General features: G+C 62.3%; 16 protein-coding genes. 12 read left to right on the top strand and 4 right to left on the bottom strand.

Annotated features, from left to right (window positions below; genetic code table 11):
- The first annotated feature begins 318 nt into the window (after nucleotides 1–318).
- Together ACIQTZ_RS05640 and ACIQTZ_RS05635 are read left to right on the top strand one after the other, a co-directional pair.
- Nucleotides 319–1,068, top strand: coding sequence for an MgtC/SapB family protein (locus tag ACIQTZ_RS05640; protein WP_400335523.1), 750 nt, complete (start codon nucleotides 319–321; stop codon nucleotides 1,066–1,068).
- 29 nt (nucleotides 1,069–1,097) lie between these two features.
- On the top strand, nucleotides 1,098–1,937 hold the full coding sequence (locus tag ACIQTZ_RS05635) for a glycerophosphodiester phosphodiesterase (RefSeq protein WP_402978346.1): 840 nt from the start codon (nucleotides 1,098–1,100) through the stop codon (nucleotides 1,935–1,937).
- A gap of 133 nt (nucleotides 1,938–2,070) precedes the next feature.
- On the opposite strand, the gene ACIQTZ_RS05630 is transcribed toward ACIQTZ_RS05635, so the two are convergent.
- From ACIQTZ_RS05630 to ACIQTZ_RS05620, 3 genes are all read right to left on the bottom strand, one after another.
- Nucleotides 2,071–2,370, bottom strand: coding sequence for a DUF4193 domain-containing protein (locus tag ACIQTZ_RS05630; RefSeq protein WP_402950607.1), 300 nt, complete (start codon nucleotides 2,368–2,370; stop codon nucleotides 2,071–2,073).
- Between the two features lie 304 nt (nucleotides 2,371–2,674).
- Complete coding sequence (locus ACIQTZ_RS05625; protein ID WP_402978343.1) at nucleotides 2,675–3,556, bottom strand: hypothetical protein; 882 nt, start codon at nucleotides 3,554–3,556, stop codon at nucleotides 2,675–2,677.
- Between the two features lie 89 nt (nucleotides 3,557–3,645).
- The gene (locus tag ACIQTZ_RS05620; RefSeq protein ID WP_402978340.1) at nucleotides 3,646–4,284 is read right to left on the bottom strand and encodes a DUF6318 family protein; all 639 of its coding nucleotides are present in this window, start codon (nucleotides 4,282–4,284) and stop codon (nucleotides 3,646–3,648) included.
- 295 nt (nucleotides 4,285–4,579) lie between these two features.
- On the opposite strand from ACIQTZ_RS05620, the gene ACIQTZ_RS05615 reads away from it, so the two are divergent.
- The 8 genes from ACIQTZ_RS05615 (at nucleotide 4,580) to ACIQTZ_RS05580 (ending at nucleotide 8,937) form a co-directional block, all read left to right on the top strand.
- Nucleotides 4,580–5,041 (top strand): hypothetical protein, encoded by a 462-nt coding sequence (locus tag ACIQTZ_RS05615; RefSeq protein ID WP_400335510.1) that lies wholly within the window; start codon nucleotides 4,580–4,582, stop codon nucleotides 5,039–5,041.
- 105 nt (nucleotides 5,042–5,146) lie between these two features.
- Complete coding sequence (locus ACIQTZ_RS05610) at nucleotides 5,147–5,593, top strand: Asp23/Gls24 family envelope stress response protein (protein WP_400335507.1); 447 nt, start codon at nucleotides 5,147–5,149, stop codon at nucleotides 5,591–5,593.
- Nucleotides 5,590–5,781 carry a DUF2273 domain-containing protein gene (locus ACIQTZ_RS05605; protein WP_021471114.1) on the top strand — a complete coding sequence of 64 codons (192 nt, stop codon included), beginning with the start codon at nucleotides 5,590–5,592 and terminating at the stop codon, nucleotides 5,779–5,781. Before ACIQTZ_RS05610 ends, ACIQTZ_RS05605 begins: the two co-directional genes overlap by 4 nt.
- Nucleotides 5,778–6,158, top strand: coding sequence for a hypothetical protein (locus ACIQTZ_RS05600; RefSeq protein ID WP_400335504.1), 381 nt, complete (start codon nucleotides 5,778–5,780; stop codon nucleotides 6,156–6,158). The genes ACIQTZ_RS05605 and ACIQTZ_RS05600 overlap by 4 nt, the downstream gene beginning before the upstream one ends.
- On the top strand, nucleotides 6,155–6,805 hold the full coding sequence (locus ACIQTZ_RS05595; RefSeq protein WP_402978337.1) for a DUF6286 domain-containing protein: 651 nt from the start codon (nucleotides 6,155–6,157) through the stop codon (nucleotides 6,803–6,805). Before ACIQTZ_RS05600 ends, ACIQTZ_RS05595 begins: the two co-directional genes overlap by 4 nt.
- Nucleotides 6,802–7,413: a hypothetical protein gene (locus tag ACIQTZ_RS05590; protein ID WP_402978334.1), complete on the top strand. Its 612-nt coding sequence runs from the start codon at nucleotides 6,802–6,804 to the stop codon at nucleotides 7,411–7,413. The genes ACIQTZ_RS05595 and ACIQTZ_RS05590 overlap by 4 nt, the downstream gene beginning before the upstream one ends.
- Nucleotides 7,414–7,586: 173 nt before the next feature.
- On the top strand, nucleotides 7,587–7,922 hold the full coding sequence (locus tag ACIQTZ_RS05585) for a hypothetical protein (RefSeq protein WP_402950593.1): 336 nt from the start codon (nucleotides 7,587–7,589) through the stop codon (nucleotides 7,920–7,922).
- Nucleotides 7,923–8,223: 301 nt separating this feature from the next.
- Entirely contained in the window at nucleotides 8,224–8,937 is a 714-nt protein-coding gene (locus ACIQTZ_RS05580) for a DNA alkylation repair protein (protein WP_402978331.1), read from the top strand.
- Here the strand turns inward: ACIQTZ_RS05580 and ACIQTZ_RS05575 are convergent.
- Complete coding sequence (locus tag ACIQTZ_RS05575) at nucleotides 8,934–9,338, bottom strand: multiprotein-bridging factor 1 family protein (protein ID WP_400335494.1); 405 nt, start codon at nucleotides 9,336–9,338, stop codon at nucleotides 8,934–8,936. The two genes, ACIQTZ_RS05580 and ACIQTZ_RS05575, sit on opposite strands and share 4 nt — an antisense overlap.
- Before the next feature lie 256 nt (nucleotides 9,339–9,594).
- Here ACIQTZ_RS05575 and ACIQTZ_RS05570 point away from each other — a divergent pair, with 256 nt between their 5' ends.
- Together ACIQTZ_RS05570 and ACIQTZ_RS05565 are read left to right on the top strand one after the other, a co-directional pair.
- Complete coding sequence (locus tag ACIQTZ_RS05570; protein ID WP_397326220.1) at nucleotides 9,595–10,887, top strand: ABC transporter substrate-binding protein; 1,293 nt, start codon at nucleotides 9,595–9,597, stop codon at nucleotides 10,885–10,887.
- A gap of 86 nt (nucleotides 10,888–10,973) precedes the next feature.
- Nucleotides 10,974–11,993 carry a carbohydrate ABC transporter permease gene (locus ACIQTZ_RS05565; RefSeq protein WP_397326219.1) on the top strand — a complete coding sequence of 340 codons (1,020 nt, stop codon included), beginning with the start codon at nucleotides 10,974–10,976 and terminating at the stop codon, nucleotides 11,991–11,993.
- The last annotated feature ends 1 nt before the right edge of the window (nucleotide 11,994 follow it).

Genomic DNA, 11,994 nt, shown 5'->3' with positions numbered 1-11,994 from the left:
CTCTGACTTCATTGTCCTTGCCGTCTGGGGGCAGCGATTAACGAGGCTGGAAAGGATCAAAGGGGCATTTGACCGGACAATCTAACCTTTTGTCTTGTGCCAAGCTACAGACTGCGCGCTCGATGCGCAAGATGCCAGTGAAGGCCTTACTGCCAGAGCGCTGGCTCCAATGTGCTAATGTCCTTACAAATCTACCAAGCGTGGATTTTTCAAGAACTGTGCGCGACGTCCTGGAATTCCTCCAGCCCCTGGGTTCCGGCTTGGACGGTCACGCCACAGAAAAGGGCTCTTGGTCGAAATTCCGAACAGGAGCAGAGATTGATTTTCAGTGCGGAAACCCAATGGTGGCAGATGTGCGTGGCCCTCGCGGTAGCGCTGCTGCTGTCCACTGCGATTGGTTTCGAACGCCAGAGCAAGAATAAGTCCGCAGGCATGCGAACCCACGCCATGGTGGGCCTCGGTGCTGCCTTGTTCATGGTGGTGAGCAAGTACGGGTTCAGTGACGTGCTGATGGTGGACCTTGTGCGGCTGGACCCCTCAAGGCTCGCTGCACAAGTGGTTTCGGGCATCGGCTTCATTGGGGCCGGCCTGGTGTTTGTGCGGCGCAACCAAGTGCGCGGACTCACCACGGCGGCATCCATCTGGGTTACGGCGGCCGTGGGAACGTCGGCCGGGGCAGGGCTGGTGTGGCCCGCAGTCTTCGTGACCGCGGCGCACTTTGTCATTGTGTACGCCTACCCCGTGATGTCCCGGAAATTGCGCTTCGGTTTACCGGGCCGTTGGGTACTGCGCGTCACCTACCTTGATGGAGTGGGGGCGCTTCGCGATGTGCTCAGCACCTGCACGGAAGAGGGCTTCCAGGTACAGGGATTTACAACCACCCGCGGTTCCGGCGAAACGAAACGTGTTGTTGAGCGACTTATACAGCGGGATGAAGCAACGATTACCGCCGAATTCATCGAGATTGAACTCGAAATCGAAGGCTCCGCGGCTCCGTCCACCATCGTCAGCAGGCTTTCGCAGCTCGGCTCCGTCACCGAGGTCTCCTTGGTTGACGAGGCCGAATAGCGGAATCCCTTCGCTCTAAGGAGAGACCCATGATTGAAATTCAAGGGCATCGCGGGGTCCTCGCGACGCGGCACGGAAACACCTTGGCCGGATTCGTCGAAGCGCTGCGGCTGGGGGTGGGTGCCATCGAGGTGGACATCTGGCTCACGGCCGACGGGCAATTGGCGCTCCGTCATGATGCCGTGGTCGGTTCCCTCGACATCCGGGAGGCTTTGCTGCGGGAGGCTGCGGTGGAGATTCACGCTGCCACGACAACCTCGGTTGACATGGAGTCCAGGACGCCCACCCTCGAGGAACTGCTGGCCCTCCTGCGTTTTGCCGGGGCTGGGGAAGTGGTCCTGGACATCGAGGTGAAGACTGACAGTGCCCCCTGGAACGACTACGGCCAGACGATGGTGGCTGCCCTGGCCAAGGTGTTGAAGGCCCACGAGCACGAACAGGCACTTCGTGTCCGCAGCTTCGATCCGCAGATCATCCGTGCCATGGCCGCGATGCTCCCGGGTATCCCCATGGTGGCTCTGTGTCGGGAGGTCGCCATTGCCTCTCTGGGGTTGTATCCGTTTGAGCCATTCGCCCTGATCGAGGCCGCGCTTGCGACAGGCGCCTCTGCGGTAGCGCCGGAAATCGGGCTTCTCAGTTCCGAACTCGTGGCACGGGCGCACACCGCCGGCCTTGCCGTGTATCCGTGGACGTTGGTCACGGCCCAGCAGATCGTCGAGGCCGTGGGTCTGGGTGTGGAGGGCGTGTGCGTTAACGACGTCGCAATGGCCCGCGAATCCTTGGCCGGGTTGGGGCTGGAATTGCCGGTTTCCCGGCCCATCGCCCTGCCCATGCTTGATTCCGTGCGCGCTTGGAAGGGGCTCGTTTAGCAGGGATAGGCCTCGCTGGAAGGATCGCTGGAAAGTGGGCGGCCGGTGGAGGGAACCAGCATCGACTGGAGTTGGCTGGCGGGAATCAACGGCGGCCGGAAGCCTGCCTCCGGCCGATGGATCCGCGATCCGCCTAACCCTCGCATTCCGTGCAGTAGAGCAACCCGCCCTTTTCCCGCGCGATCTGTGACCGGTGGTGGACCAGGAAGCATGAAGAGCAGGTGAATTCGTCCTCTTGCGCCGGGACGACGTTGACGATCAGCTCCTCGGCGATGAACTCGCCGGCAGGGCCGCTGGAGTCGGCCTCGTCGCTTTCCTCTACTTCCAGTACTGCGGTCATCGCCGTGGGCGCTTTCGCCGTCTGAAGTGCCTCGAGGGATTGTTCCTGGGCTTCTTTGACCTCTGGACGCAGGTCGTCGTAATCCGTTGCCATGACTGCGCTCCTTTTCAACGTTCGGGCGAGCCGATGTGTCGGCTCGGTGTTCATTGTAAGCATGCTGATGATTTAGGCAAGTCCTGCAGTAGTTTGCGATGCGGCCCTGCGGGTGTCTCTGTCTCATATCAGACCGGGCGGAGGTCCCGCGCCGGTGTTCCTTCGCGACCTACTTTGGGCCCGGTTGGTGGGTCTTTCCCGCGTTCTGGGCGCGTTTGGGGGCCAATGTTGGTCGTGGCGGTACGGGGTGACTGTGGGGGGCGTGCTTCTTCGGTGGTGTTGGTTTCCAGTGGTGCCGGCTTCGTCAGTGCTTGGTTGGGGTGTTTGTGCCGGGGCAGCCCCAGGAGTGGGGGTTTTGTTCGCAGGTGTCGGCGACGAGGGCTGTTTCTGTTTTCCATACGTGAATGGTTTTGGGTGTGGTGGTGAGGGTGAGGGTTCCGTTGATGGGCAGGGGTGGGCCGTTGTTGACGGAGTAGGTTCCGGTGTAGGTGGTGGTGAGGGTTGTGGGGTAGTTGCCGGTGGCCGTGTAGGTGTGGCTGGTGCGGGTTTCTGTGGTGAGCCAGGTGTTGGCGGGGGTGGGGTAGCCGGTGGCTGGGGTGGGTCCGAGGGTTTGGCCGTCGCCGAAGGTGTAGGTGTGGGTGGTGGGGGTGGCGGTGAGGTGAACCGCTTGGCCGAGGATGGTGGTGTCGAAGGTTTGGGCGGTGGTGGTGGTGTAGAAGTTGGTGGGTCCGCCTTTGAGGGTGTTGGGGAAGGGTTGGGCTTCGAGGGTTCCGGGGTTGACGGGGAGTTGGTGGAAGTCGGTGAGGATGCGGGCGGCGATGTCGGTGAGGACGTTCTGGGGTTCTGAACCGTAGAGACACGTTGGACCACTGACGGGTGGGTAGTCCGACCATTGGGGGTTGGTGATGGCTTTGGGTGCTTGCCGCCAGATGACGGGTGTGCCTTCTTGGCCACCAGCGGTCTTGGGTGGGCATTGAAGGGTCAGGCACCCGCGGTCCGGGGTGTCGGTTCCGCCTGCACGGCAGTGAACATCTGCCATGTACTGGTTCGGATCCTCGGCGGCGTCAGTGGACCCGGTTCGGCGAGTTGACTTTCCGGTCGACGGATCGAACTCCCATGTGGCTCCAACGAAGGCCGAACCCGCTTGGAATCCGGCATCGGGAGAGGGTGGGGTCGGGGCAGTCATCGCGAATACATAGGCATCTGCCGCACTGGCGAACTGGAATTGGGTCGCAGCAAAAGTCATCACCAGCGCAGAGATTATGCCCGTTACCCTCATCGGATGATGCCAGTGTCCGTGGCCACCCAAGCGCCATCCTGGAAGTCTGCGAAGAAGGCCACAGCATCATTAGTCGCTGGTGTTGGATCACGGTGCTCTGATCCTTGCGCGTCGAAGTAGTGAATCTCCGTTTGAATAAGTTGGACCTTGCCCTGCTGTGATGACGATGAAAGGCTCCACGAGGCTTCCACCACTGGCGTCTGCAGACTTCCCCCGGAAACCCAGCGGCCACCTTCGTAATTGGTCTGGATCGAGGATGCGAGGTAGGCACACAGAGTGCAACCTTCTGATGTCACAGCCGCTACACGGGCCGTGTCGCCGGTTTCGTAGGAGTAGCTCAGCAACTGGAACCAATACCGGATAAACGCCTCCAGCCCTTCCTTCGTGTTCTCCTTCGCTAAGGCGGGCATCACCGGCACCGGCACGTTCCGGGCCTTGCCCGTCGCATCCGCTGGCTTGTACACGCCGGACGGCGAGAGCGTACCTGCAGTTGAGGCCCCCGCAGTGCCGGGCGCGGGCGTTCCCGGCGACGAAGAGCCCGGCGCCGACGAGCCTGGGGTGGGCGGCGCCGTCGTCGTGCTTGTTTCGGAAGGGGTGCCGCCTTGGCAGCCACCCAAGAGCAGCACTGCGGACACTGCCAAGACGGTAGTTCGGATCCAGAGAGATCCCTGGGCAGGCAGGAATTGGGCAAAGGAATGGTGTGGCATGACAGGCTCCCCAGCGGCTGTTGTGGCGTAGTGCTGGCCAGTCTAGGCAGGCCGCGCTCAGGGACTCATCCCGGAAAAGCGGGTATGTGGATAACCCGGCTCTGGTCAGTGCACGTGGGCTGGCGTAGTCTTGCCTCGCCTGTTCGTCATCGCACACATCCAAACGGGGGACACCATGGTCACGATCAGTAGGTCACGTACGTCGAAATTGCTTGGAATTCTTGTGGGGACTGCGCTGGCCCTCAGTGCCTGCGCGTTCCCGCTGCCCATCCCTACACCCACACCAACCACCAGCGCGTCGGCCCAACCGAGTGCTGCCCCCTCGGTGGGGGTTCCTTCCACCAGCCCAACCACGGGTACCGGCGCCGGCACGGGTTCAGCCAACGGCCCCTACGGTGAATTCACGTCATTGTCCGAAGCCTGTATTTCCGTCAGCGCTGCCATGTTGAGCGTGACGCTCCTTCCGCTGGCGGCCTTGGTTGGCGGCAAGCCGGAGGACATTGAAAAGGCCAAGCAGGAACTATCCCAAATGCAGGACAAAGTGCCCGATGAACTGAAACCGAGTTTCGAAAAGCTGCGGGCTTTTACGGAGTCGGCAGGCACGGATTTCAGCAAGTACGGGGAACCCGAGTTCGAGGAACTGATGAAGCCGATCGAGGACTGGATGGATAAGAACTGCAAGTAGCTGCGCCGCGCACTCCCTTCTCTCACAAAGCGTCGGAGGCAGGCGCTAGGGTGGTATTCAAGAGAAGGGGAGTGCTCCGTGTCAGATCATTTGTCAGATCAGAGCGTGCCAGGTCAGGAGTTGCGGCTGGATCCTGTGCCCGAGGCAGAGGTCCTGGGAACCGGACGCACCATCATCTCCGAGGCCGCCGTCGCCAAAGTGGCGGGCATAGCCGCCCGGGCCGTTCCCGGCGTCTATTCCCTGGGCTCGGGTCCATCGCGTGCCCTCGGCGCCATCCGGGACGCTGTTGGCAGTTCGGACCACGCTGCCGGCGTCCGCGCCGAAGTTGGCGAGACCCAGGTTGCCGTGGACATCAACCTGGTGGCGGTCTACGGACACCCGCTCCACGGCGTCGCCAACCAGGTGCGGGCCGCGGTCTACCGCGCCGTCGAAGAACTGGTGGGCCTGCAGGTCATCGAAGTGAACATCGAGGTCACCGACGTCTACATTGCTCCGCCGCCAAAGCCTGCGGGAGCCAGGACAGGATCGGTGGAGAGGGAGGCACTCCAATGAGCATGACCGTGGTGGGCATCGCCATCGGCGCTTTCGTGGCGTTCATGTCCTTCCAGTTTGGGTTCTGGGGTTTCGTCATTTCCTTGCTCTTCATGGGCATCGGCGCCCTTCTGGGACGCGCGGCGGACGGCAAGCTCGATCTCCGCAGCGTCCTCGACGCCATTACGGGCCGGCGCTCGTCGTCATGAGCGTGGCTGAGGCTGTGGAACCCACCACCAGCCTGGCCGGCCACAACCGGATCAGTACCCAGGCTCTGACATCGTTGGCCCAAGCTGCGGCCGCTGAAGCGCTTGGTGTCGCCCCCGGCGACATCCGCGCAGACTGGTCGGACGACGACGGCCTGCTGGCTTTGTCCATCGTGGCACCTATCAGCGTGCCTTCTTTGAGTGAAGTACTGCGCCAGCCCCAACGGGTCCAAGGATTTGGTGGTTCGATCTGGGACCGTGCTGTCTCTGCCAAAGCGAAGGTGCTGGACAGTGTCACACAGCTCAGCGGCTCCCAGTTGAGCCGTGTGGATATAAGGATCAGCGGCGCGCAGGTCACGGAAGGAGGCCGGGTCCAGTGACCCAGGACCAGGAAACAGGGCTCCTACCACAGGACGTAAACCCGACTGATCCGCGTCAGACCGTCGCCGGTGAGGACCCGTCCATGGGCAGGATCCTGCGCCGGGAAACGCACTCGTCCCGTGCCGGAGCGGCAGGGATTGCGGCGGTACTGGTGATCCTGCTGTGCGTCTATGCGCTTTTGGAATCCGGCGTGCGTGCGGTGGGACAGCCCCCGTGGCTGATCGATCCCGGGACGGCCGCCGAACGCATCATCGCCCTTCCCGCCGGGATGCAGCCGCTCCTCCTTGGTGCCGCCGGTGCCGTGATCGCCATGGTTGGTTTGTTCTTCTTCCTTCATGCCCTGCTGCCTGGCAGGCGGGCGAGGCATTTGCTCCGGGACCCGCGGATCGCCGTCGTGGTTGACGACGAAGTCCTGGCCTCGGCGTTGGCCCGCCGCGCGCGGGCGGCCGCCAACGTGACTCCTGAACAGGTGATGGTGGTGGTGTCGCAGCGGCTGGTTGTGGTGAATGTCAGGCCGACGTCGGGCAGCCGGGTCAGCGAGGAGGCGGTCCTTTCGGCGGTACGGGCCGAACTCGAAGAAATGTCGCCGGTGCCCATGCCGGATGTCCGGGTGAACCTGGGGACCTCGGGGGTGATCGGCGCATGAACGGAACACCGCGGGCGCTGAACCGGGTGCTGCTTTTCATCATTGGGGCCAAGCTTCTGGCCATTGGGTTGCTGCTGGTTCTCTTGGCCACCGTTCCCGCGGTGGCGTTCTGGTGGCACGGCTGGGCGGCCTCCGCCTGGGCCGGAGCTGAAGAGGCCTTCCGCCAAACGCGGTTCCCAGGTCGCGAGGAAAGCTGGCTGTGGATTGTCGCGGGCCTGGTCCTGGTTGCGGTGATTGCGGTCATGGTCGCCTGGCTCTCGCAACAGGGCAAAGGGCGCGCGAACCTTTTGGTGACGGGCGACGACGACAGCCACGTTCCGGGGTCGGTCCGGATTGGCGGGGGCGTAGCGGAGCAGGCGTTGCGTGCGGCTTTGGCGGAACGCACGGACCTTGCCGGCTCGTCCGTGGCTACGTATGAGGTGAAGGGCAAGCCGGGATTACGGATCCGGATTCAGCCCCGGCAAGGTGTGGCTCCCCATATCCTGGCCGCGGAAATCTCCCAAATGGTTGAGGCCTTGGATCTGGTCATCGGAAAAAAGACGCCTGTGTTGGTACATATGGTTTCCGGGGCACGGGCGCGGTTTACCAAGGCAGAGCGGGTCCGCTGAGCCTGGCCCGGCGGACGATTGTTGCGTTGATGGGGTCCGGCGTTGCCAAGCCGCTGTTTTTGCCCATAGTTTGAAAGGGCAGGGGGAAAGGCTCCCTTGGCACGTTGAGGCCGGCCCGGAGTGAACGTCAGCCGTGCGTGGTCCTCGTTCCAACCGTCACAGAGGAGAACACCATGAGTGAAGAAACCACGGGAGCAGCGGCAGCAGGAGACGCTGCCGAAAACGCCAAGGAATTCGCGGGCGAGGCCTTGGAGAATGCCAAGGAATTTGCGGGCGATGCAGTGGAGAATGTCAAGGAATTCGCTGGAGATGCCGCTGAAAATGTGAAGGAATTCGCCACGGATGCTGCCGAAAACGTGAAGGAATTCTTCTCGGGCGATGTCGGGGAAAACGCGAAGGAACTCGCAGGCGATGTGGCTGAAAAGTCAAAGGAAATCGCTGGCGACGTAGCCGAAAACGTCAAGGGACTTGGTTCCAAGATTGCCGGATTGTTCAAGGGCGAAAAGTAAGCCGCACCGTCCGGAATGATGGCGGTCCATGGTCAACGGGAATCCCGGGGGCGATGGGCCGCCGTCGTGCGTTTGCGGGTGGGCTGACCCGTCCCGGTGAGGCAAGTACGGTATCCCGGTGAGGCACGTACGCTAACGGTGTGTCAGTGCGCTGACGTGCCAGTGCGTTGACGCAGCCCTCGCTGCCTCGATGCCTGAGCACCTCCGCAGCTTCAGCGAGTCCGCTGCCTCCATGCCACCGCCGCCTACCGACGCTCCCAGTAGGCTGGGACCCACAGACTTCATGAACAGGAGGCCAGGGATGGCCGGAACAACAGTGGCCGGAGCGACTTCGCCCGCATCCCCGGCGCATGCCGCCGTCGTGGCCGAGGTAATGGCGGAACTTGCGGCGCTTGAGGATCCGCGATCACGCGAGGTCAATGAGAAGCACGGCGACGATCACGGCGTCAATCTCAGCAAGCTGCGCGCGGTAGCCAAGCGGTTGAAGACCCAGCAGGAACTTGCGCGGGATCTCTGGGCCACGGACGATACGGCTGCGAAGTTGCTGGCGCTGCTGATTTGCCGGCCCAAGGCCTTCGAGCGCGAAGAGCTGGACGCAATGCTGCGTGCCGCGCGGACGCCGAAGGTGCATGACTGGCTGGTCAACTACGTGGTGAAGAAGAGTCCCCACGCCGAGGAGTTGCGCCTGGTCTGGTTCGACGATCCGGACCCTGTGGTCGCCAGCGCAGGGTGGGCGCTGACTTCCGAATGTGTGGTCAAGTCACCCGGGGGCCTAAACCTTGAGCGTCTCCTGGGCATCATTGAGCAGGATATGAAAGATGCTTCTCCACGCCTGCAGTGGGCCATGAACACCTGCCTGGCCCAGATCGGGATCGAGCATGCGGAACACCGGCCCAGGGCGCTGGATATCGGAGAGCGGCTGGAGGTCTTCAAGGATTATCCGACGCCGCCGAACTGCACCTCCCCCTTCGCGCCCAGCTGGATCAACGAGATGGTGCGCCGGAAGGCACTTTAGTCCCTGGTGCGCTGCATCATGCGGTAGGTCAGTTCGGCAAGGAGCTCCTCATCGCTGAGGTGGGCTGCCTTGGCGATGGGTGCGGCCGGTATGCCGATGTAGGGATTGGCCAAGGGACGGGCGCCATCGCTGCTCCGCATATCGTCCGGAGTAATCTGGTCCGGCGCGAACGTGGATTTGCCCTTGAGGACCTCGGACACTGAGCCCGCACGCCAACCCAGGGCGTGTTCAAGCTTGCGCTGGTTGATCTCCTGGGTGCGTCGCGTGCCCGATTCGAGGGTGCGCACGGTCTTGATGGCGGTTCCGGCCTGCTTGGCCAACTGCACTTGACTCAGCCCTTGGGCCAGCCGTTCTTCCTTGATGAGGCGGCCGATGGTCTGGAGTGCTTCGAATTCATCCACGCTTCCCACTGTTCCATAGGCAACCTTGGGCAATCAAATCGAACTTTGTCGTCACGGAATCGTCTGTACGCCTCCGACGGTGCTATCGCGCGGGCGTGCGCCTACCAAAATCCCCAACAATCAGGCTGCTTGGTATCGTTGTGATTAACTTCGGTGTAAGCGCTTGCATTGCGTCGGGGTACCTCGCTAGTGTGAGCCTCACCACATCAACCGCATCGCGGAAATTACCTGGTCCACTCACCGAGGAGTTCCCAGCATGAAATCGAAGAAGTACCTTCTTCCGGCAGCGATCGCCGGAGTCCTTGCCATGTCCCTCAGCGCGTGTGGCGGCGGGGGCGGAGGCGGCGGCTCGAGCACCGGCGGTGCGAGCGGCGACGCAGCCAACAACCTCGACGGCCGCGGGCCGATCACGTATGTGCAGGGCAAGGACAACAGCAACGTTGTCCGCCCCCTCATCGATAAGTGGAACGCCGCACACCCGAACGAGAAGGTGACGTTCAAGGAGCAGTCGGACCAGGCTGACCAGCAGCACGACGACCTCGTCCAGAACTTCCAGGCGAAGAACGCCAACTACGACGTCATGAGCGTCGACCTCATCTGGGTTGCTGAATTCGCGGCAAAGGGCTGGCTGCAGCCCCTCAAGGACAAGACTGCCATCTCAACTGACGGCATGCTCGAATCCACCGTCAAGAGCGCCACCTACAACGGAACCCTGTACGCAGCTCCGCAGAGCTCGGACGGCGGCATCCTGTACTACCGCGGCGACCTCGTCACCACCCCGCCCAAGACCTGGGACGAGATGATGAAGATGTGCGATATCGCCAAGCAGAACAACATTGGCTGCTACGCGGGCCAGTTCGCCAAGTACGAGGGCCTGACGGTTAACGCGGCAGAAGCCATCAACTCCGCCGGCGGCAAGATCGTGGACGATTCCGGAAAGGCGGCCGTCAACTCCGCCGAAGCCAAGGCGGGCCTCAACAACCTGGTCCAGGCTTACAAGGACGGAAACATCCCCACCGAGGCCGTGACCTTCCAGGAAGAGCAAGGACGCCAGGCGTTTGAAGCCGGCAAGCTCCTCTTCCTCCGCAACTGGCCGTACGTCTACAACCTGGCCAAGACCGACGGTTCCTCCACGGTGAAGGACACCTTCAAGATGGCTCCCCTTCCGGGCAAGGACGGCCCCGGTGCCTCCTCGCTGGGTGGCCACAACATCGCCATGAGTGTCTACTCCAAGAACAAGGCGACCGTTGCGGACTTCATCAAGTACATCACCAGCGAAGAGACCCAGCGCTTCTACGCCACCCAGGGCTCCCTTGCCCCGGTCCTGACCAAGCTGTACGACGATCAGGAACTGGTCACCAAGCTGCCATACCTGCCGGTCCTTAAGACGTCCATCGAGAACGCTGTTCCGCGTCCTGTGACGCCGTTCTACCCGGCCGTCACCAAGGCCGTCCAGGACAACGCCTATGCAGCGCTCAAGGGTGAGAAGACCGTGGACTCGGCCATCTCCGACATGCAGTCGGCAATTGAGTCTGCCGGAGCCAAGTAACCACCCCAGCCCTCGTCCGGCCGTCTGCCCTCACGGGCGGACGGCCGGACTCCGGCAACGGCCTTCTCCCTGACAGGAGTCTTGTCATGTCAACAGAACTACAAAAACCGCAGACGACGTCGGCTGCCGAACACAAGATGCCCGGGCGTGAAAGCGCGGACCGCAAGCAAGTAACACAGGGACGCTGGGCCTCCACGCTCCTGGCTCCATCACTGATCCTCCTGGCGATCGTGATCATCTATCCGGTGGTCAACGCCATCATCATGTCGTTCCAAAAGGATTCCGGCCTGGACCCCGCCACCGGATTCTTCTCCGAGGGTGGTCCCGCCGGCTTCGACAACTACGTTCACTGGCTGGCGCAGCAATGTACCGCGCCAGGAGGCGGAGCGGTCGCGTGTCCTCCGGGCACCCTGGGCGCCCAATTCTGGGACTCCATGGGGACCACGTTCTTCTTCACCGTGGTCACCGTTGCCTTCGAAACGGTACTCGGCTTCTGGATGGCCATCATCATGGCCCGCGCTTTCCGTGGCCGCAGCTTGATCCGTGCGGCCGTGCTGGTTCCGTGGGCCATCCCGACGGCCGTCACGGCCAAGCTCTGGTTCTTCATCTTCGCTTTCGAAGGCATCGCCAACAAACTGTTCGGCACCCAGATCCTTTGGACCGGTTCTGAATGGCCCGCCAAATGGGCCATCATCATTTCGGATGTTTGGAAGACGACCCCCTTCATGGCACTGCTGATCCTGGCAGGCCTGCAACTGATCCCGGACGAGGTCTACGAGGCCGCCAAGGTGGACGGTGCGTCCACGTGGCAGCGCTTCCGCCTGATCACCCTTCCGTTGGTGAGGCCGGCGCTCATGGTCGCCATCCTGTTCCGTGTGCTGGACGCCCTCCGTATGTACGACCTTCCTGCCATCATGACCGGTGGCGCCAACGGCACCACCACCCTGTCCATCCTGGTGGTCCAACAAATCAGGCAAGGATTCAATTCGGCGGCGGCGCTATCCACCATCACCTTCATAGTCATCTTCCTTGTGGCCTTTATCTTTGTGAGATTCCTAGGGGCCAACGCGGTCGATGCCGCGTCATCGTCCGGAAAGGCGAAGTGAC

Source organism: Paenarthrobacter sp. NPDC090520, from assembly GCF_044769205.1.
Classification (GTDB): domain Bacteria; phylum Actinomycetota; class Actinomycetes; order Actinomycetales; family Micrococcaceae; genus Arthrobacter.
The sequence above is the reverse complement of the archived record's forward strand: the minus strand, read 5'-3'. Positions and strand labels throughout refer to the sequence as shown.

Bases quoted from the DNA above. Each gene is read 5' to 3' on its own strand.
- ACIQTZ_RS05565 (WP_397326219.1), top strand. From the start codon at position 10,974: ATGTCAACAGAACTACAAAAACCGCAGACGACGTCGGCTGCCGAACAC.
- ACIQTZ_RS05570 (WP_397326220.1), top strand. From the start codon at position 9,595: ATGAAATCGAAGAAGTACCTTCTTCCGGCAGCGATCGCCGGAGTCCTT.
- ACIQTZ_RS05600 (WP_400335504.1), top strand. From the start codon at position 5,778: ATGAGCGTGGCTGAGGCTGTGGAACCCACCACCAGCCTGGCCGGCCAC.
- ACIQTZ_RS05580 (WP_402978331.1), top strand. From the start codon at position 8,224: ATGGCCGGAACAACAGTGGCCGGAGCGACTTCGCCCGCATCCCCGGCG.
- ACIQTZ_RS05630 (WP_402950607.1), bottom strand. From the start codon at position 2,370: ATGGCAACGGATTACGACGACCTGCGTCCAGAGGTCAAAGAAGCCCAG.
- ACIQTZ_RS05590 (WP_402978334.1), top strand. From the start codon at position 6,802: ATGAACGGAACACCGCGGGCGCTGAACCGGGTGCTGCTTTTCATCATT.
- ACIQTZ_RS05605 (WP_021471114.1), top strand. From the start codon at position 5,590: ATGAGCATGACCGTGGTGGGCATCGCCATCGGCGCTTTCGTGGCGTTC.
- ACIQTZ_RS05635 (WP_402978346.1), top strand. From the start codon at position 1,098: ATGATTGAAATTCAAGGGCATCGCGGGGTCCTCGCGACGCGGCACGGA.
- ACIQTZ_RS05585 (WP_402950593.1), top strand. From the start codon at position 7,587: ATGAGTGAAGAAACCACGGGAGCAGCGGCAGCAGGAGACGCTGCCGAA.
- ACIQTZ_RS05625 (WP_402978343.1), bottom strand. From the start codon at position 3,556: ATGACTGCCCCGACCCCACCCTCTCCCGATGCCGGATTCCAAGCGGGT.